Annotated in this window: 14 protein-coding genes; 12 read left to right on the top strand and 2 right to left on the bottom strand. The window is 70.4% G+C overall.

What is annotated here, in order from left to right; translation table 11 throughout:
- The first annotated feature begins 43 nt into the window (after positions 1–43).
- The 12 genes from gspF to UUA_RS11465 all read left to right on the top strand — a co-directional run bounded on the left by gspF (position 44) and on the right by UUA_RS11465 (position 14900).
- Positions 44–1261 (top strand): type II secretion system inner membrane protein GspF, encoded by a 1218-nt coding sequence (gspF, locus tag UUA_RS11520; RefSeq protein WP_008437000.1) that lies wholly within the window; start codon positions 44–46, stop codon positions 1259–1261.
- Between the two features lie 122 nt (positions 1262–1383).
- Positions 1384–1797, top strand: coding sequence for a type II secretion system major pseudopilin GspG (gspG, locus tag UUA_RS11515; RefSeq protein WP_161940593.1), 414 nt, complete (start codon positions 1384–1386; stop codon positions 1795–1797).
- A gap of 83 nt (positions 1798–1880) precedes the next feature.
- Positions 1881–2348 (top strand): GspH/FimT family pseudopilin, encoded by a 468-nt coding sequence (locus tag UUA_RS11510; protein WP_039953867.1) that lies wholly within the window; start codon positions 1881–1883, stop codon positions 2346–2348.
- 134 nt (positions 2349–2482) lie between these two features.
- On the top strand, positions 2483–2911 hold the full coding sequence (locus tag UUA_RS11505; protein ID WP_039953866.1) for a type IV pilus modification PilV family protein: 429 nt from the start codon (positions 2483–2485) through the stop codon (positions 2909–2911).
- A complete protein-coding gene (locus UUA_RS11500) occupies positions 2908–3564 on the top strand; it encodes a prepilin-type N-terminal cleavage/methylation domain-containing protein (RefSeq protein ID WP_008436994.1) in 657 nt (218 codons plus the stop codon). Before UUA_RS11505 ends, UUA_RS11500 begins: the two co-directional genes overlap by 4 nt.
- Entirely contained in the window at positions 3561–4430 is an 870-nt protein-coding gene (locus UUA_RS11495) for a type II secretion system minor pseudopilin (RefSeq protein ID WP_008436993.1), read from the top strand. The genes UUA_RS11500 and UUA_RS11495 overlap by 4 nt, the downstream gene beginning before the upstream one ends.
- A complete protein-coding gene (locus tag UUA_RS11490; RefSeq protein WP_008436991.1) occupies positions 4427–5599 on the top strand; it encodes a PilN domain-containing protein in 1173 nt (390 codons plus the stop codon). Before UUA_RS11495 ends, UUA_RS11490 begins: the two co-directional genes overlap by 4 nt.
- Positions 5596–6243, top strand: coding sequence for a type II secretion system protein GspM (gene gspM / locus UUA_RS11485; RefSeq protein WP_008436989.1), 648 nt, complete (start codon positions 5596–5598; stop codon positions 6241–6243). Before UUA_RS11490 ends, gspM begins: the two co-directional genes overlap by 4 nt.
- Entirely contained in the window at positions 6240–6965 is a 726-nt protein-coding gene (locus UUA_RS11480) for a general secretion pathway protein GspN (RefSeq protein ID WP_008436987.1), read from the top strand. Before gspM ends, UUA_RS11480 begins: the two co-directional genes overlap by 4 nt.
- A gap of 3 nt (positions 6966–6968) precedes the next feature.
- Positions 6969–9299, top strand: a complete 2331-nt coding sequence (gspD, locus tag UUA_RS11475) for a type II secretion system secretin GspD (protein ID WP_050981873.1) — start codon at positions 6969–6971, stop codon at positions 9297–9299.
- Between the two features lie 63 nt (positions 9300–9362).
- The gene (gene hrpB, locus UUA_RS20035) at positions 9363–12137 is read left to right on the top strand and encodes an ATP-dependent helicase HrpB (RefSeq protein ID WP_008436983.1); all 2775 of its coding nucleotides are present in this window, start codon (positions 9363–9365) and stop codon (positions 12135–12137) included.
- A 108-nt stretch (positions 12138–12245) separates the two neighbouring features.
- Positions 12246–14900: a bifunctional diguanylate cyclase/phosphodiesterase gene (locus tag UUA_RS11465; RefSeq protein ID WP_050981874.1), complete on the top strand. Its 2655-nt coding sequence runs from the start codon at positions 12246–12248 to the stop codon at positions 14898–14900.
- Positions 14901–14921: 21 nt separating this feature from the next.
- Here UUA_RS11465 and UUA_RS11460 read toward each other — a convergent pair whose 3' ends face one another.
- Both UUA_RS11460 and UUA_RS11455 read right to left on the bottom strand, forming a co-directional pair.
- Positions 14922–16331 carry a M20/M25/M40 family metallo-hydrolase gene (locus tag UUA_RS11460; protein WP_008436981.1) on the bottom strand — a complete coding sequence of 470 codons (1410 nt, stop codon included), beginning with the start codon at positions 16329–16331 and terminating at the stop codon, positions 14922–14924.
- Positions 16332–16491: 160 nt separating this feature from the next.
- A complete protein-coding gene (locus UUA_RS11455; RefSeq protein ID WP_008436980.1) occupies positions 16492–19002 on the bottom strand; it encodes a pre-peptidase C-terminal domain-containing protein in 2511 nt (836 codons plus the stop codon).
- Positions 19003–19467 lie beyond the last annotated feature (465 nt).

The following is a 19467-nucleotide window of genomic DNA, read 5'->3' as shown; positions in this document are numbered from 1 at the left end:
TATTCCCGACTCCCTATTCCCGGCTGGCGGCGGAGCCAGCCCAGTGAGCCAATACCGCTACAAGGCCGTCAACGAGTCCGGTGAAGTCCTGCAAGGCCGGATGGAGGCGGCCAGCGTGGAGGAGGTGATCGGCCGCCTGCAGGACCAGGGCCACACGCCCCTCGAAGCGCAGCCGGCCGACGGCGCGGGTGGCGGCAGCGCTCTGGCCGGCTGGTTCCGGCGCGGCCCGTTCAGCGGCGACCAGCTGGCCCAGTTCACCCACCAGCTCGCCACCCTGCTCGGCGCCGGCCAGCCGCTGGACCGCGCGCTCGGCATCCTGCTGGACCTGCCCGAGGGCGAGAGCGCGAAGAAGCTGGTCGAGCGCGTGCGCGACCGCGTGCGCGGCGGCAACAGCCTGTCCTCGGCGCTGGATGAGGAGCACGGCGTGTTTCCCAAGCTGTACGTCAGCCTGGTGCGCGCCGGCGAGGCGGGCGGTTCACTGGAGGAAACACTGCGCCGGCTGGCCGATTACCTTGAACGCGCGCAGCAGCTGCGCGGCAGCATCGTCAATGCGCTGATCTACCCGGCGTTCCTGCTGGTCGGCGTGCTCGGTTCGCTGGTGCTGCTGCTGGCCTACGTGGTGCCGCAGTTCGTGCCGATCTTCGAGGACATGCAGGTGCCGGTGCCGTGGATCACCGCCGCGGTGCTGGCGCTGGGCAACGCGCTGCAGGCATGGTGGTGGCTGATCCTGCTGCTGCTCGGCGGCGGCCTGTTCACCTGGCGCGCGCGGCTGCGCGAACCGGCGGCGCAGCTGGCCTGGCATGCCCGCCTGCTGCGGCTGCGCGTGGTTGGCCCGCTGCTGCTGAAGGTGGAAACCGCGCGCATCGCGCGCACGCTCGGCACCTTGCTGAAGAACGGCGTACCGTTGCTCAGCGCATTGACCATCGCGCGCCAGGTCACCGGCAACCGCGCGCTGGACGCAGCGCTGGACGCGGCGCACGAGCAGGTCAAGGGCGGCGCGGGCCTGAGCCTGGCGCTGGGCCAGTCGAAACTGTTCCCGCGTCTGGCCATGCAGATGGTGCAGGTGGGCGAGGAGGCCGGCCAGCTCGACACCATGCTGCTGAAGGTCGCCGACACCTTCGAGCTAGAGTCCAGGCGCACGATCGACCGCCTGCTGGCGGCGCTGGTGCCGGCGTTGACCATCGTGATGACCGTACTGGTGGCGATCATCATGGCCGCGATCCTGCTGCCGCTTTTGAGTCTGACCAGCAACATCCAATGATGAGGAGTATGTCGATGGTGAAGTCTTTGGCATTGATGAAGCAGGGAATCGGGAATCGGGAATCGGGAATCGGAAAAGCAGGGAGCTCGCGAGCTTCCGCTATTCCCTACTCCCTATTCCCTATTCCCGGGCGCGCGCAGCGCGCCAGCGGCTTCACCCTGCTCGAGATGCTCGCGGTGATCGTGCTGATCGGCATCATCGGCGCGGTGGTGGTGACCCAGGTCGGCAAGAACGTCGACAAGGGCAAGTACGGCGCCGGCAAAGCGCAGCTGATGACGCTGAACCAGAAGATCGAGAACTACGCGCTGGACAACGGCGCGCCGCCGCAACAGCTGGAAGGACTGGTGACAAAGCCGGCGAACGCATCGAACTGGCAGGGCCCGTACGCGAAGGAGTCCGACCTGAGGGACCCATGGGGCCATGACTTCGGCTACCAGTACCCGGGCCAGCACGGCAGCTTCGACCTGGTCTTCTACGGCCAGGACGGCAAACCCGGCGGCGACGGCTACAGCAAGGACGTCGGAAACTGGCAATGAAGCGGGGAATCGGGAATCGGGAATCGGGAATCGGAATAGCAGGGCGCTCGCGAGCTTCCACTATTCCCTGTTCCCGATTCCCTATTCCCGGGCGTGGCGACAGCCGCGCCGCCGGCTTCACCCTCCTCGAAATGCTCGCGGTGATCCTGCTGGTCGGCATTGCCGCGGCGGCGGTGTCGGTTTCGGTGAGCCAGGGGCTGGCCAGCGCGCGGGTGCGTGCGGCCAGCAGCGAGCTGGCCGGCGCCTTGCGCGCCACTCGTGCGCAGGCAATCGTGCGCGGCGAGGAGCAGCACTTCGACGTGGACACCCGCGCCAACAGCTACGACGGCGCGAAGCGACAGGACGTACGCCTGCCCGGCGGCCTGCGCGTGAGCATCACCAGCGCGAAGGAAGACCAGCCGAACGACCACACCGGGCGCATCCGCTTCTTCCCCGATGGCAGCTCCACCGGCGGGCGCATCACGCTGAAGAGCGGCCGGCGCGAGTGGCACGTCAACGTGGCGTGGCTGACCGGCGAAGTGCGCGTGGTCGATGCGGTGGCGCGGCGATGAACGCCGGGAATAGGGAATGGGGAATGGGGAATGGGGGAAGCCGCTCCCCGGAAGCGTCTGGGCTGAGCGCAACGCACGGACAGGGCAATGATGTCCCGATCAGCGACAAAACCTCTTCCTATTCCCTATTCCCCATTCCCTATTCCCGGGCCGCCCGTCAGGGCGGGTTCTCCCTGCTCGAAGTCATCGCCGCGATCATGCTGCTGGCGATTGCGTTCACCGCGCTGATGAAGGTGGCCGGCGCGTCGATCGGGCTGAGCCACAACGCGGCCGAATACAGCGAGGTGGCGATGCGCGCGCGTAGCCTGCTCGACGGCGCGTTCGTGGGTGAGCCGGTCATGCCGGGCAGCCGCTCGGGCCGCTTCAACCCGCGGTACCGCTGGCAGCTCGACGTGACGCCGTGGAGTCCGGGCGGGCCGGCGACGCCGGGCGAACCGCTGCAGCTGTATCAGCTGGACCTGACCGTGGCGTGGGGTTCGCCGGCGCATCCGCGCACGGCACACTTCCGCGCGCTGCGGCTGGGCACGCCCGACCTTGCCGGCAACGTGCAGGCAGCCCGATGAAACGCGCCGCGGGCTTCACCCTGCTGGAGGTGCTGGCCGCGCTGGCGCTGCTGGCGCTGCTGCTGGTCGGGGTGTATGCGGGCATCCGCACCGCCAGCCACAGCGTGCGCTCGGGCACCGCGACGATCGAGCGGACCGACCAGGTGCGCTCGGCCCAGCAGTTCCTGCGCCGCGAGCTGGCGCAAAGCATGCTGCAGCCGATCGGCCGCAGCGACCGCGGCGAGCCGCTCTATTTCGAGGGCAGTGCGCGCGAGATGCGCTACGTGGCACCGCTGCCCGGCTACCTCGGCAAGCTCGGCCCGCAGCTGCAGCAGCTGCAACTGGTCGACGACGGCCACGGTGGCCAGCGGCTGGAGTTGAGTCTGGCCGTGCTGCCGCCGGACGGCCAGCCGCCGCAACCACTGGGCGAGCCGCAGGTGCTGCTCGACCGGATCAAGGCCGGCGGCTTCAGCTATCGCGGCGTCGACCCGCAGGGCGCCGTGGTGCCGTGGTCGCCGACGTGGCCCGACGGCCGCCGGTTGCCGCAGCTGGTGCGGATCGAACTGCAGGCGCCGGGCATGGTGGCGTGGCCGACACTGGAGGTGCCGCTGCGGGCGAGTCCGCTGCAGGCTGGCATGTCGCCGATGCAGGTGCGCGGCGGGAGCATCCGGTGAAGCCTGCGCTGCCAAGGTTGCCGACCCGCCAGCGCGGGGTCGCCCTGCTGCTGGTGCTGTGGGCGTGCACCTTGCTGGCGATCCTGCTCGGCGGCTACGCCGCGCTGGCGCGCACCGAAGGCCTGCAGGCGCGCTACCAGTTCGCCCAGACCCAGGCGCATTACGCCGCCGAGGCCGGCCTGATGCGTGCGCTGTACGCCTTGCAGGATCCGCAACCGGCGCGGCGCTGGACCGGCGATGGCCGGCCGTATGCATTCGACTACGACCGCGCCAAAGTCGTCGTGCGCGCGATCGACGAGGGCGGCAAGGTCGATCTCAACGCCGGCTCGCCCGAGGTGCTGCGCGGCCTGTTCCAGGCGGCCGGGCTGAACGCGGCCGAGGCGCAGGTGCTGGCCGGGCACGTGCTGGACTGGCGCAACCCGATCGTGCTCGAGGGAGACGCCGCCAGCCAGCGCGCGGCCTACAAGGCGGCCGGCCGCGATTACGGCCCGCGCGGCGGCCCGTTCGCCAGCATCGAGGAACTGCAGATGGTGCTCGGCATGACGCCCGCGCTGTACCGGCAGGTGGCGCCGGCGGTGACGATCTGGGCCGGCACCGCCAGCCCGGATCCGAACACCGCGCCGCCGCTGGCGCTGGCCGCGATCCCCGGGATGACGCCGGCGCAGTTGGAGCAGATCCGCGCCGCACGGCAGCGCAACGCGGCCGACCCGCGGCTGGTCCTGAACAACGGAACCACGCATAGTATTCGTTCGGAGGCCACCTTGGCCGACGGCACGCGCGCAATCCTGCGCGCCACGATTCGCCTGCAGGCGGGGCAGGCGCAACCGTACCTAGTGCTGCGCTGGCAGGAGGGAGAGGCGGAATGATTACGGCGACGCCGTCGCTGCGGCCGTGGGTGGAGCGTGTGCGCCGGGGCTGGCGCGCCTCGCCGTTGCCGGGCTTCCTCGGCTGGTGGGGCGGCGAGCTGCGCGAGCTGCTGCCGCCGCGCTGGCGCGGCTGGTTCGGCAGCGGCGCTGACTGGCACCTGCTGCAGCACGCGGATGCGCAATGGACCCTGCGTCGCAGCGGCCACGCCGACGTGCTGGCGCGCTGGGAAGACGGCGCCATGATGGCTGCCGACGGTGTGCACGTGGCGCCGGCCGTGCTGGACGACGCGCTCGGCCGTGTGGACCGCGAGGACCTGCGGCTGGCGCTGCTGCTGCCGCCCGCGCTGGCGTTGCGGCGCACGCTGACACTACCGCTGGCCGCGCGCGACAACCTGCTGCAGGTGGCTGGCTTCGAGGTCGACCGGCAGACCCCGTTCCAGCTGGCGCAGGTGTACTACGCCGTGCGCGAGCCGGTCGCGCCGGCGCCGCCGGGGCGCTTCGGCGCCGAGCTGGTGGTGGCCACCCGCGACACGCTGGACCCGCTGCTGGCGCGCCTGCGCGCGCAGGGCATCGAGGTCGACGCGGTGGATCTGATGCTCGGCGATGGCCGTCTCGGCGCCAACCTGCTGCCGCCACAGCAGGTGCCGCGCCGCGCGCGCCCGCGCCGCCGGCTGAACCTGATGCTGGCCGCGGCCTGCGTGCTGCTGGCGCTGCTGATGCTGGGCGAGTGGCTGCACAACCGGCAGCTGGCGCTGACGCAGATGCAGACCGAGGTCGCGGCGATGCGCGGCGAGGCGCAGCAGGTGGCCGCGCTGCGCCAGCAACTGCAGGACAACGCCGGCGCTGCCGGCTTCCTGGCCCGGCGCAAGCACGACACGGTGGCCATGCTCGGCCTGCTGCAGGAAGTCACCGAACGCCTGCCCGACAGCACCTGGCTGGAGCGCTTCAGCGTCGACAACACCGGCCAGGTCGGCTTCCAGGGGCAGAGCCAGCAGGCCGCCAAGCTGCTCGATGTGCTGAAGGATTCGAAGCTGATCACCGACGCCAGTTTCCAGGGCAGCATCCAACCCGACCCGACCACCGGCAAGGAACGTTTCTACCTGACCGCGCGCGTGAACCAGCCGAAGCCGCCACCGGCCAACCCGGCTCCCGGCGGGAGCGCGCCATGAAGCTGACCGCCATGAGTCCGCGCGACAGCCGCATCGCGGCGATCGTCCTGCTGCTGCTGGCGGTGGGGCTGGCCTATTTCGTGCTGCTGCACTGGTGGTTCGTGGCGCCGCTGCGGCAGATCGGCGGCGAAATGGCCGACCTGCGCGACACGCACAGCCGCTACGCCGCGGCGATCGCCGAGAAGCCCGAGTTGCAGCAGCGCCTCGCCGCGCTCGGTGCCGGTCAGGCGGCCAGCAGCGCGTTCCTCGCCGCCGACGACCCCAACACCGCTGCGGGCGACCTGATGCAGCGGGTGATCGACGTGGTTGCCGCCAACGCCGGCGGCAACCGCTGCACGGTGAGCCAGAAGATGCCGCTGCCGAGCCCCCCGGCCTCGCCCGGCGAGCCGTACCGCAAGGCGGCGGTGAGCATCAGCCTGAACTGCGACATGGAACCGCTGGCGGCCGTGCTGCAGGCGCTGGAGCAGGGCACGCCGTACCTGTTCATCGACGACCTCAGCATCTACCGCAACCCGGTGGTTGCGCAGCAGGACAGCTCGGCGGGGCTGGAAGTGCAGTTCAGCCTGTCCGGCTACGTGCGCCCGAGCCGCGCTGCGCCGGCAGCGGCAGAGCGTGCACCCGACGATGCGGGAGTCGTGCCATGAACGCCGCCAGCCAGCGCCAGCTGACCCCGTGGCTGGTCGCCCTCGTGCTGTTGCTGGGCGCTGTGCTGCTGTTGCTGCTGGCCGGCCTCTGCCGCGGCGTGCGCTGGGATGCGCCGCGCCAGCCGCCGCCGTTGCCGCCGATCGGCCGTCAGGCCGAGCTGCCAACCCCGGTGCCGCTGCCGCAGTACGCGCAGGTCTGGCAGAAACCGCTGTTCAGCCCCGACCGCAAGCCGGCTGCCCGCGCCGCCGGCGGCAGCAGCCTGGGCGACCTCGGACTGACCGGCATCCTGCTCACCCCGGGCCTGCGCATGGCCCTGCTGCAGGATCGCAACGGCGACCGCCAGGTGCGGCTGCGCGAAGGCGAGACGCTGCCCGACGGCAGCGTGAGGCTGGTCGAACTGCGCCCGCGTTCGGCGCTGTTCGACTCTCCGGCCGGGCGCACCGAGCTGAAGCTGCCGGCCGGCGCGCCGATCGATCCGCCTCGCGCCGCGGCGGAAGCACGCGGCCAGCCGGCCGGCTCGGCGGCGATGCAGTTGGCACCGGGCGAAGGCAAGGCGGCGGCCGGGCGCAGCGGCTCCGGCCAGGGCAGCATCGCGCCGAGACGCGCCGCCTCGCCGGCCGCGCCATCGTCCGCACCGGAATCGGCCGCCGAGCGGCTGCGCAGGAACATCCAGCAACGTCGGGCCGGCCGTGCCGCCGCGGCCCACGAAGGAGAACACTGATCCATGTCCCGCATGCTCATCCAGCCCATCCTGCGTACCGCCGCGCTTGCCCTCGCGGTGGCCCTGGCCGCCTGCGCCAGCCTGCCGCCGCCGCATGACGACGGCGCGCTGCAGCGCGAGGCAATGGCCGGCACGCAGAACCCGGTGCCGGCGCCGCTGCCGTTGAACAACGAGGCCGGCAGCCGCGGCGCGAGCGCGGCGACCGCCGAGGTCAGCCACGGCAGCGGCCGCTTCATCCGCCCCGGCGCGCTGGCCACGCCGCGTCCGGCGGCCAGCGGCAACGGCGCGGTTACCTTCAACTTCGAGAACCAGCCAGTGCAGGCGGTGGTCAAGGCGATCCTCGGCGACCTGCTCAAGCAGAACTACACCATCGTGCCCGGCGTGCAGGGCAACATCTCGTTCGCCACCTCCGAACCGGTCGACGCCAGCCAGGCGCTGCCGATCCTGGAGACGCTGCTGTCGTGGACCGGCAACGCGCTGGTGCGTCGCGACGGCGGCTACGTGGTGATGCCGCAGAAGGACGCGGTGGCCGGCAACCTGGTGCCCAGCTTGGGCGCCAGTGCGCCAGCGGGCGGGCTGCAGGCGCGGCTGTTCCCGCTGCACTACATCTCCGCCACCGAGATGCAGAAGCTGATCAAGCCGTTCGCGCGGCCGGACGCCACCCTGCTGGTCGACCCGGCGCGCAACCTGCTGGTGATGTCCGGCACGCCGCAGGAACTGGCGAACTACCAGAGCATGGTGCGTACGTTCGACGTCGACTGGCTGCGCGGCATGTCGGTGGGCGTGTTCAACCTGCAGTACGCGAACGTCGGCGAGCTGATGCCGAAGCTGGACGCGATGTTCGGCGAGCACGGCAACACCCCGCTGGCCGGCATGCTGCGCTTCATCCCGATCGAGCGCACCAACGCGCTGGTGGTGATCAGCACCCAGAGCGACTACCTGCAGGAAGTCGGCGACTGGATCGCCCGCATCGACCGCGGCGGCGGCAACGAGCCGCAGCTGTTCGTCTACGACGTGCGCAACATCAAGGCGTCGGACCTGGCGAAGTACCTGGCGCAGATCTACGCCAACGGCGCCGGCAGCGGCGGAGACATCGGCGGCCAGGTCGGGCCGGGGCTGACCGGTGCCACCCTGGGCAGCGCTGAGAACGCCGGCGCGACCAGCATGGGCAGCACCGCCGGCGGCTTCGGCAACCCGGCCGACGCCTCGCGCGGTGGCGGCCAGGTCAACAGTGGCATGGGCAGCAGCGGCTTCGGCGCCACCGGCGGCGGCCGTGACAGTGGCGCCGCGGCCGGCGGCTTCGGCAGCAGCGCAGCCGGTTTTGGCGGCAACCCGGCCGGCGGCGGCAACGGCGCGGCCAGCGAGGCGCAGTACAGCTCCAGTGACGGCAGCGTGCGGATCAGCTCGGTCGACGGCAGCAACCAGCTGCTGGTGCGCGCGCGCGCGTCGCAGTGGGAGGAGATCAAGACGGCGATCAGCAAGCTCGACAACGTGCCGCTGCAGGTGCAGATCGAGACGCGCATCCTCGAGGTCAATCTCACCGGCGAGTTCCAGTTCGGCGTGCAGTGGTACCTGGAAGGGCTGACTGGCAGTACCGGCAGCACCTCGAACGGTACGTTCGTGCCGGGCCAGTCGTACCGCCACCGCCAGCTGGGCCTGGGCCAGGGCGGCAACGCGTTCGGTGGCGAGCCGTTCTTCTACTCCTTCCTCAACAGCGACCTGCAGGTCGCCGTGCGCGCGATGGAGACCAGCGGCAACACCAAGACGCTGTCGGCGCCGTCGATGGTGGTGATGAACAACCAGGTGGCCAGCATCGCGGTCGGCAATCAGATCCCGATCAACCAGACCAGCGTGAACACCGGCATCGGCACCACCACCAGCTACAGCCAGGTCAACTACCTGAGTACCGGCGTGATCCTCAACGTGCAGCCGCGGATCAACCCCGGCGGTCTGGTCTACATGAACATCAGCCAGGAAGTCAGCCAGGCCGACAAGTCGGTGCCGCTGGTCAACGGCAACCCGGCCATCTCGCAACGCAAGCTGGCCACCCAGGTCGCCGTACAGAGCGGCCAGACCGTATTGCTCGGCGGCCTGATCCAGCAGGCCGAGGGCAATACCGACACCGGCATCCCGGGGCTCAACCGCGTGCCGGTGCTGGGCCGGCTGTTCGGCAGCACCAACCGCAGCCGCAACCGCACCGAGCTGATCGTGCTGATCACGCCGCGGGTGATCCGCGGCGGCGCGGACGCCAAGCAGATCACCGACGATTACCAGAGCAAGTTCGAGTCGCTGGAGCCACTGCGCACGCCGGCTGGCGCCGGCACGAAGCCGTAGCGGGCGACCGCCCCGGCGCGCTGCCGGGGCAGCCGTACGGCGGCGCCCGCTATCATCGGCGCGATGAGTGCGCCGCCTTCGTTCCCGATCACCCCACTGCTGCCCGAGATCCGCGCGTCGCTGGCCGCGACGCCGCGGTTGGTGCTGGAGGCGCCGCCGGGCGCCGGCAAGACCACCCAGGTGCCGCTGGCCCTGCTCGACGCGCCGTGGCTGGCCGGGCAGAAGATCGTGATGCTGGAACCGCGCCGGATCGCCGCGCGCGCCGCCGCGCAGTTCATGGCGCAGCAGCTCGGCGAGGCGGTCGGACAGGCCGTCGGCTACCGCATACGCTTCGAGTCGAAGGTGAGTGCGGCGACCCGCATCGAGGTGGTCACCGAAGGCATCCTCACCCGGCTGATCCAGCACGATCCGGAGCTGACCGGCATCGGCGCGATCATGTTCGACGAGTTCCACGAACGCCACCTCGCCGGTGACCTCGGCGCCGCGCTGGCGCTGGAGGTGCAGGCCACGCTGCGGCCACAGCTGCGCCTGGTGGTGATGTCGGCCACGCTGGATGGCGAGCGCATTGCGACGTGGCTGGACGCGCCGCGGCTGTCCAGTCCGGGCCGCAGTTTCCCGGTGCGTGTCGAGTATCCGCCGGCGCGTGCGCAGGAAGCCGTCGAGCACCAGCTTGCTCGCGTCGCGCGGCAGGCGCTGGAAGAAAACGATGGGGACGTACTGGCCTTCCTGCCCGGTCGGCGGGAGATCGCGCGGGCGCAGGCGGTGCTGGAGGAAGCCGTAGCGCGTGACGCAGCGCTTGCACACCCCTATCGCTCCGGGGTGAGCGGTGGTGTTGGCGATCTGCCGGTGGCAGATCGCGCCACCGGGAACGCCCGAGCGCAAGCGAGGGCCGGGGGTTGCTTGGCGAGGAACGAGCCTAGCAACGGGGCTGGGGGAGAGGGTACGGGCGGAGCGGGACACCGCGCTTCGCCCGCGCCCTCATCCGCCCCTGCCGGGGCACCTTCTCACCCACAAGGGGACTCCCTGGCGGTCGCCGGAGGGAGAAGGGAGGGCACACGCATCGACATCGTGCCGCTGCACGGCGAACTCTCGCTGGCCGAGCAGCAGGCCGCGCTGGCGCCGGCTGAACCGGGCACACGGCGCATCGTGCTGGCGACCAACGTGGCCGAGTCCAGCGTCACCCTGCCGGGCATCCGCGCGGTGGTCGACAGCGGGCTGGCGCGCGAGCCGCGCTTCGATCCGAACTCCGGCTTCACCCGGCTGGAAACCGTGGCTATTTCGCAGGCCTCGGCCGACCAGCGCGCAGGCCGCGCGGGGCGCGTGGCCGCGGGCACGGCGTACCGGCTGTGGCCGCAGAGCAGGCGACTCGACCCCGCGCGCAGCGCGGAGATCGCGCAGGCGGAACTCTCCGGCCTGGCACTGGAACTGGCCGCCTGGGGTAGCGACGAGCTGCGCTGGCCGGACCCGCCACCGCCCGGCGCGCTGGCGCAGGCGCGCGAGCTGCTGACGAATCTTGCCGCGCTGGACACCGATGGCCGCATTACCGCGCTGGGCCGGCGCATGCTGGAACTCGGCGCCACGCCGCGGCTCGGTGCCGCCGCCTTGCGCGCGCCGCCGGAACTGCGGGCACTAATCGCCGACCTGCTGGCCTTGATGGAGGCGCGTTCGCCGCTGCGCGGCACGCAGGCGCGCAGCGACGATTTCCGCGTCCGCGTCGCCGCGCTGCATGCCTGGCGCGACCGCCGTGGCTCGTCCGTGCGCGGCGAAGCCGACAGCGGCGCGCTGGCGGCGATCGAGCAGGCCAGCAAGGGCTGGCGTCGGCGTCTGGACCTGCGCAGCGCCGCCAGCGGCACGCCGGACAGCCACGCGGTCGGCGACCTGCTGCTGCACGCCTTTCCCGACCGCATCGCGCGTCGCGACGAGGCCAACCCGCTGCGCTACACGCTGGCCAATGGCCGTGGCGCGCGTCTGCACGAGCACACCGCGCTGCTCGGCGAGCCGTGGCTGGTGGTACTGGACCTGCGTCTGGAAGCGCGCGACAGCCTGGTGTTCGCTGCCGCGCCGTTCGACCCGCGCGCGCTGGAGCGCGACTTCCCGCTGCGCTTCACCCGCGAACGCACGCTGCGCTGGAACGACGAGCGCGGCGCCGCTGAGGCGTTCGAGGAGCGCCGTTTCGGCGCGATCGTGCTGGAGCGGCGCAGCGTGCCGGTGAAACCCGCCGATGCGCTGCCCGCGCTGTTGGCCGCCGTGCGCGCGCGGGGTCTCGATGCGCTGCCGTGGAGCGAGCACGCGCGGCGGCTGAGGGCACGCATGCAGGCGCTGCGCGCATGGATGCCCGAGCTGGGCTTGCCCGATGTTTCCGATGCCGCCTTGCTGGCCTCGCTGGAGGACTGGCTGGCGCCGTACCTCGACGGCAGGCACCGCCTCGACGCGCTTGCTGCGGAGGAACTGACGCAGGCGCTGGTCTCGCGGCTGGACCACGCGCAGCGCCACACGCTCGACATGCAGGCGCCGGAAAGCCTGCAGGTGCCGAGCGGGCAGCAGCGCCGGCTGGAGTACAGCGAAGGCCAGTCGCCGGTGCTGGCGGTGAAGCTGCAGGAATTGTTCGGCCTGGCCGACACGCCGTGCGTGGGCGGCGGACGCGTTGCGGTCACCTTGCACCTGCTGTCGCCGGCCGGCCGGCCGATCCAGGTGACCCAGGACCTGAAGGGCTTCTGGCAGCGCACTTACCCGGAGGTGAAAAAGGAACTGAAGGGCCGCTACCCGCGCCACCCGTGGCCGGACGACCCGTGGACCGCCACGCCCACGCATCGCGCCAAGCCGCGCGGGCGGCATTGACGCACCGCCGGACGTGGCGCCCGCGGCACAGTTGTGTACCATCGCCGGTCACGGCATCGCGTGGTGAATCCCTTGCCCCGGAACAAGGACTACGACGAATTCCATCCGATGGCGGCCAACGGCCGTGGCGAGCCCGATGTCGCGTTTCCTGTGCCGTCGCCGTGGCGCCTGACGAGCTGGCTGTGGAGCCTGCTGGTGCTGCTGTCGGGGCTGGCGCTGACTGTGTTCATTCATCACCATCATCAGCAGCGGCTGCAGGTCGAGCACACGTTGATCCACGACGGGCTGGCCAACAAGGCCCTTGTCTCGCTGCAAGGCCGGCTGCATACCGCCGAATCGCTGCTGCGAGCCGCGCAATCGCTGTTCCTCTCTTCCGAGGAGGTGGATGAGGGCGAGTACGCCGGCTTCTACGCCAACATGAGCCCGCGCGAACAGTTCCCCAGCCTGCTCGCGCTGGCCTACGCGCCGCGCGAGCTGCGACCGGACGGCGAGCACTACATCACCCGCTGGGTCCGGCCATTGGCCGGCAACGAAAGCGTGGTCGGGCTCGACGTGGCCACGCAGCCGCACAACTTCGCCAGCCTGCTGGCGTCGCGCGACAACGATCAGGCGACCCTGTCGGCGCCGTTTCACCCGGTGCAGCTGGCCGGGTCCGGCACGGCCGGCGAAGGCGTCACCCTGCGGCTGCCGATCTACAGCCCCGGGCCGCCGCCACAAACCACCGCGGAGCGACGCAGCCGCGTGCGCGGCTCGATCGCGGCCTCGTTCCGGCTGGAGGGCTTGATCGGCGAGGCGCTGCCCGAGCAGCTGGTGCGCAACCTGCGCCTGCGGGTCAGCGACGTCAGCGGGCCGCAGATGGTGCTGCTGTTCGACTCGGATAGCGGCCCCTGGTGGTCGGGCGGCGATTACCGCTACGAGCGCAGACTCGCGTACGGTGGGCGCACGTGGAACGTCGAGGTGCACTCGCTGCCGCAGCGTGCCCATGGCCTGATCGGCGGCGGGCGCGGCATCCTGCTGGCTGGCGTGCTGGCCAGCGTGCTGCTGGCGCTGCTGGTGTACTCGGTCAGCAGTACCCGCCAGCGCGCGCTGGCGCAGGGCTGGCGCATGAGCCGCCGCTACAGCGAGAGCGAGAAGCGCTTCCGCGCCCTCAACGACCTGCTGCCGGCACTGGTGCTGCTGGCCGAGGCCGCCGACGGCACGATCACCTACGCCAACCAGGCGGCGCGCGACCGCCTCGGCCTGCGTGTGACCGAGCGCCAGCTGCCCGAGCTGTTCGGCGACCCGGAGCTGCGCACGCAGCTGCAGCAGGACGACACCCGCGGCTGCGGCCGGGTCGATGCGATCCTGCGCAACGACGTCGGCGACGGCTTCTGGGCCAGCGTGGCGATCTCGCGAGTGACCCTGAGCGGGCGCAGCAAGCTGCTGCTGGTGGCCAGCGACATCAGCGAACAGCGCCAGCTGACTGAGCTGCTGAGCCACCAGATCAGCCACGACGCGCTTACCGAGCTGTACAACCGGCGCGAGTTCGAACGCCGGCTGCACCGCGCGCTGGACGCGACCCAGGACGGCGCGCCGCTGGCCGTGCTGCTGTATATCGACCTCGACCAGTTCAAGTTGATCAACGACACCTCCGGCCACCTCGCCGGTGACCAGCTGCTGGCGCAGCTGGCGATCGTGATGCGCAGGCAGCTGGGCGGCACCGACATGCTGGCGCGGCTCGGCGGCGACGAGTTCGGCGTGCTGGTGACCGAGGTGGCCGATCGCGCGGAAGCCGAACGGATCGCCGAGCGCATGCGCCGCTGCATCGACGGCTACGTGTTCATCTGGGAACAGCGCAGCTACATGATCAGCGCCAGCATCGGCGGGGTCATGATCGACCGTCCCGGCATCCTGGTGAAGGACCTGCTGGCCCAGGCCGACACCGCCTGCTACATGGCCAAGGAGCTCGGTCGCAACCGCGTGCACTTCTATTCCGAGCGCGACGACCAGACGGTGCGCCGGCACAGCGAGATGGAGTGGGCGAACCGCCTGCGCTGGGCCATCGACGAACACCGCCTGGTGCTCACTTACCAGGAGATCCAGCCGTTGCCGCTGGTCGCCGGCGGCGAGCCGGACATCGAGGTGCTGCTGCGCTTCCGCGAGGAGTCCGGGCAGCTGGTGGTGCCCGGCGTGTTCATGCCGGCGGCCGAGCGCTACGGCCTGATGCCGGTGGTCGACCGCTGGGTGATCGAGACCACGCTGGCGAACTTCGACCGGCTGCATCCGGCCGGCAGCGCGCTGCGCATGGTGGCGATCAACCTGTCCGGTGCCAGCGTCGAGGACGAGGAACTGGCCGGCCGCATCATCGCGCTGCTGCGGCGCTACCGGGTCGAACCGTCGCGGGTGTGTTTCGAGATCACCGAGACCGTGGCGGTGCGCAACCTGTCGCAGGTGGTGCGCTTCATGGAGCAGCTGCGCGCGGTGGGTTGCCGGATCGCGCTGGACGACTTCGGCGCGGGGATGTCCTCGTTCACCTATCTGAAAAACCTGCCGCTGGACATCATCAAGATCGACGGCAGCTTCGTGCGCGACATGCTCACCGATCCGGTCAGCCACCTGATGGTCAGGGCGGTCACCGACATCGGCCACCGGCTCGGCCTGGAAGTGGTCGCCGAATGGGTGGCTGACGCGGAAACCGTGCGCGCGCTGGCGGCGCTGGGGGTGAACCGGGTGCAGGGCTTCAGCCTGCACCGGCCTGAGCCGGCGCTGTTCCAGCGCGACTGAGGCGGCGCTGCCGGCGTCGGCTCAGCGGGCGGCGCTGCTCGCGGCCGCTGCGGGCGAACGCTCGAAGCTGCCGGCGTCGCCGGGGAACACCACCGGGCTCTCGTAGCCGTCGGCCGAGACCGCCGACACGCCGAAGAACCAGTCGTCGATCACTACGTCCTTGAGCACTGCATGATCGACGTCGCCCACCGCGCGCGCGTGCTGCCATTGCGCCGCGGTGGTGTCGCGCCAGTGCACCCGATAGCCGGCGGCGCCGGGCACCTTGCGCCACTTCAGCGTGGTGTCGGTGGCCACGGCGCCGGCGGTGTCGATGCCGGTCGGCGGCGCCGGCGCGCGGCTCAGCGCGGCCATGGCGATGGTGTTCAAGGCGGTGACGCGGGCGAGGTAGCGGAAGTCGATGCCGTCGATGGTGTCGCCGTAATGCACGCCCTGATCCTGATCGGTATGTCCGCTGCGCAGGTCCTGGTGCTGCCGGGTGTAGTTCTCGTGTGCCTCGGTGACCCGCACCGCGGGATAACCCGCTTCCAGCAACGGCACCTGGTCGCCGCCGCGGCCGTAGCGGTCGGTGCGGTAGACCATGTTCACGCGGAAGTCGGGCAGGTAGTTGCCGGCGAGGCGGTCGAGGTAGCGGGCGAGGTTGCGCGAAGGCGAATCCACTTCGCCGCCGTGGTAGCGGCGGTAGTCCGCCTGGGCCGGCGTCTCGTTGCTCTTGGTGCCCTCGGAGAACACCCGCACCGTGGTGTTGTCGGTCGCCCCGTTCTGGCCCTGGCTGTTGCCCACGATGTCGTTGTTGAGCTGGGCCTCGACCCGCCAGCCGTGCGCGACCGCGTAGTCGGCCAGCACCTTGCCGCCGTACAGGCCCTGCTCCTCGCCGGACAGCGCGGCGAACACCAGGGTGGCGTCGTTGTCCTGCTTCGACAGCAGTCGCGCCGCCTCGATCACGGCGGCCACGCCGGAGGCGTCGTCGTTCGCGCCGGGCGCGTCGCTGGTGGCGTTCATCACGTCGCTGACGCGCGAGTCGAGGTGGCCGCTCATCACGATCACCCGCTGCGGGTCGCGCTGGCCGCGCTTGATCGCGACCACGTCCATCACCTCGGTGGGCGTGGGGATGCGCTTGCCGCTGAATACCTGCGCGGGCGTGACTACCTCGAGGCAGCCGCCGCAATCGCGCGAGATCGCCTCGAAGCGTGCCTTCACCCAGCGTCGCGCGGCGCCGATGCCGCGGGTGTCGGACTTCGTGTCGGACAGCGTGTGGCGGGTGCCGAAGCCGACCAGCCTGGTGATCGTGGCGCGCAGTTCCGCCTCGCTGGGCGCCTGGGCCAGTGCGTGCAGCGCCGGCTGTTCGTGCGGCATCGCCGGCGGCGGCGCCGCTGCGGCGGTGGTCGTCGTGGCCAACAGGGCGGACAGAAGCAGGAAGGCGGTTCGGGGCATCGCGCGCGTTCTCCGGCGGCAAAGCCCGCACCATACAACGTCGGCACGATGAGCCGATGTGCGTTCGCACCATCGCAAACCGCGAGGCCCGGTCGTTGCCGGCCGGGCCTCGGGTTGTTGTCGGCGCGCTTCCGTGTGCGCCGGTGTTCCGCTCAGCCGCTTACGGCGTGTAGCTGCCGGTCAGCGTGACACCGCTGTAGCTGCTGTAGGCGCGCACCATGATGTAGTACGTGCCCGGCGTCGGCGCGGAGGCGGTGCAGCTCTCGTTGTTGCCGGTGATGTACGGGCGGCAGTCGTAGCTGCTGGTGGTCGGCGTGGAACCGAGCTTGACGTACAGGTCGGCGTCGCCGGTGCCACCGGCGATGTTGATGTTGAGGTTGGTGGCTCCGCTCGGCACGACCATCGTGTAGTACAGGGCGTTGCTGGTGGTTGCGCTCAGGCCGGACACCGGCACGCCGTTCTGCAGCACGTTGCCACCGCTGCTGCTGGTGCTCCAGCTGGCCTTGACGCTGACCCCGGAGAACGCGGCGTAGCCGTTCAGCATGACGTAGTAGGTACCCGCCTGCGGCGAGGCCACCGTGCAGCTCTCGTTGTTGCCGGTGAGGTACGGACGGCAGTCGTAGCTGGACAGGGTTGGGGCGGAGCCGAACTTGGTGTACAGGTCGGCGTCGCCGGTGCCGCCGGACTCGGAGATCACCAGGTTGCTGGCACCGGCCGGGATCACCACCGTGTAGAACAGCTGTGCGCCCTGGGCGCCGGACTGGCCGGTGAGCGCCACGCCGTTCTGCAGCACGTTCCCGCTGCTGCTGGCGACCGTCACCGACTGCGTCTTGGTGTTGGTCGCGCCGCCGTTGTCGGTCACCGTCAGCGACACGCTGTAGGTGCCGGCGGCGGCGTAGGTGTGGCTGGGGTTGGTGGCGGTCGAGGTGCTGCCGTCGCCGAAGTTCCATGAGCGCGAGGCGATGGTGCCGTCGCTGTCGGTGGAGCTGTCGGTGAAGTTCACGGTGAGGCCGCTGACCGAGTCGCTGAAGTTGGCGACCGGCGGCACGTTGGCCGGCGGTGCAGTGCCACCGATGTCGGCGGCGGCCGTGCTGATGATCAGCTCGCCGCGGCCGCTGGCCAGGTCGTAGCCGACGCTGGCGGTATAGCCGCCGTTGTTGCCCGAGGTGATGTCGTGGAAGGCGGCGCCAGGCAACTGGTACAGCAGCGGTGCGGCAAAGCCCACGCTGGCGCCCTTGATGGCGATGATGCGCGCCCACGCGCCGGCAAACAGCGGCGCGGACAGGCTGGTGCCGCCGTACTGCTGGGTGGCGCCGTTGACGATGATCTTCGAGCCGGAGCTGGGATCGGCGTCATAGGCAATGTCCGGCAGGCCGCGCGTGGTGCCCGGCGCCACGCCGTTCTGCCAGCTCGGCTGCGGCTCGAACGTGCTGGAGCTGCCGCCGCCGCTGACCCACACGGTGGCGCCGTTCCAGGTGGTGGTGGAAGCGTCCAGCGTGGTGCCGCCCACCGCCACCACGTACTGCGACGCGGCCGGCCAGCTCGGCGTGACGCCGCCGTTCTTGCACTCGTCGGCGCCGGAATCGCCGGTGGAGATGGAGAAGGTCTGTCCCTGCGCCACCGCCTGCTGGAAGATCTGGTCCTGCGCCGCGGCCGAGCCGTCGCTCTTCGCACTGGTCTCGCACTCGCCCAGCGACACGTTGATGATCTTGGTGGCGTTGGCGGTGACGATGGTGTTGAAGTCGGCGGTGAGGTCGGCGTTGGACAGGGTCGGGATGTTGTAGAAGATCAGGCTGCCGACCTGGCCGCCGGCCATGCCGACGACGTCCTGGCTGTCCAGGCTCCACTCGCCCAGGCCGCTGGTGTCGGTGCTGGTGCCGTTGGTGTTGACGATCTGGGTGGTCACCGTGGCCAGGCCGTTCTGCGAGGTGAACGTGTTCAGGTCGGTGATGGTCTGGGTGATCTTGCCCTGGGTGACGATGCCCACCGGCACCCCGGCCGCCGTGGCCACGCCGTTGCCGCCGTAGATCGAGGAGAACTCGGTGGGGTTGTGGCCGGTCACCGCCTGAGTGGTGTAGGCGGCCTGCACCGGTTTGGCGAAGGTATGCGCCTGGTGCACGGTCTGCAGGCCGATCACCGACAGCACGCTGTCCTGCAGCGTGGCCGGGATCTGCACGTCGCTGTTGTTCATGAAGGCCATGCGGCCTTCCTTCGTGCGCACCTTGGCGAAGCTGGTCTTGAACGCGGCCTGCGCGGTGTCCGCGTGGCCGTCCGCCGAGATCATCAGGCGATTCGGCGCGATCTTGACGTTGGTGAAGCCGACCGAGCTCAGCCATGCGGCCACCTGGTTCGCCTGGTCCGCGGTCGGCGAATAGTTGGCGACGAACTGCTCGCTCGACATCCGATGCTGCACCATCGACAGCGTCGAGGTCATGGCCGTGGCCAGGAAGGTGTGCAGCTGGGCCGGGTTGCGCAGCTTCAGCGCCACCTCGATATGGATCGGCTGTGAGGTCGCCAGCGGGCCGCTGACCACGTCACCCTGGCGCAACTGGGTGGCGTGCTGGTTCAGCGCGACGAAGGCGTTGCTGCTGGCCGAGGCGGCGTTGGCCGAGGCGATCGCCGCCAGGCCGATGGCGGCCGTGAGCAGCGTGAGACGGAAATGATTTTGCATCTGTGGCTCCCAAAAGTTTTTCGAGGCAAACGAAGCCGCTGGGGCCGCGTGGACCTCATGGAATGAACGTCGCGGACAGGCGCGACGCGATCGGTTTTGGAATGGCCCAGCGATTCCGTGCGCGGCGGATTCGTCTTACTTCCCGGAATTGCACCACGTGGTGGACGTCCGCCGCGATCAGCGCCGGTGCGGAATGTCGTCACGGAACCGTTCGCCAAGCTCCCCATTGGCGAACCCGCTGACGGTAGGATTCGCCGCGGAAAACCGTCAATAGGATTTTTTCAGGGAACAGGTGATTTGCGTCACAGGTTTTCCGGGATTATCAGGCGGCCGGAATGGCGCAAATGTTTGCGATTATCCCCATGCGGCGGCGTGGCCACCGACGGCTCGGTGGCGCGCCCTGCCGCGACCAACACGCCCGCGAAAAACCGGTTCGATGGCGGTGGATTCGCGCAGATTTGCGAT

This window comes from Rhodanobacter thiooxydans LCS2, assembly GCF_000264375.1.
Classification (GTDB): domain Bacteria; phylum Pseudomonadota; class Gammaproteobacteria; order Xanthomonadales; family Rhodanobacteraceae; genus Rhodanobacter; species Rhodanobacter thiooxydans.
The sequence above is the reverse complement of the archived record's forward strand: the minus strand, read 5'-3'. Positions and strand labels throughout refer to the sequence as shown.

Bases quoted from the DNA above. Each gene is read 5' to 3' on its own strand.
- UUA_RS11500 (WP_008436994.1), top strand. From the start codon at position 2,908: ATGAAACGCGCCGCGGGCTTCACCCTGCTGGAGGTGCTGGCCGCGCTG.
- UUA_RS11490 (WP_008436991.1), top strand. From the start codon at position 4,427: ATGATTACGGCGACGCCGTCGCTGCGGCCGTGGGTGGAGCGTGTGCGC.
- gspM (WP_008436989.1), top strand. From the start codon at position 5,596: ATGAAGCTGACCGCCATGAGTCCGCGCGACAGCCGCATCGCGGCGATC.
- UUA_RS11480 (WP_008436987.1), top strand. From the start codon at position 6,240: ATGAACGCCGCCAGCCAGCGCCAGCTGACCCCGTGGCTGGTCGCCCTC.
- gspD (WP_050981873.1), top strand. From the start codon at position 6,969: ATGTCCCGCATGCTCATCCAGCCCATCCTGCGTACCGCCGCGCTTGCC.
- hrpB (WP_008436983.1), top strand. From the start codon at position 9,363: ATGAGTGCGCCGCCTTCGTTCCCGATCACCCCACTGCTGCCCGAGATC.
- UUA_RS11465 (WP_050981874.1), top strand. From the start codon at position 12,246: ATGGCGGCCAACGGCCGTGGCGAGCCCGATGTCGCGTTTCCTGTGCCG.
- UUA_RS11460 (WP_008436981.1), bottom strand. From the start codon at position 16,331: ATGCCCCGAACCGCCTTCCTGCTTCTGTCCGCCCTGTTGGCCACGACG.
- UUA_RS11455 (WP_008436980.1), bottom strand. From the start codon at position 19,002: ATGCAAAATCATTTCCGTCTCACGCTGCTCACGGCCGCCATCGGCCTG.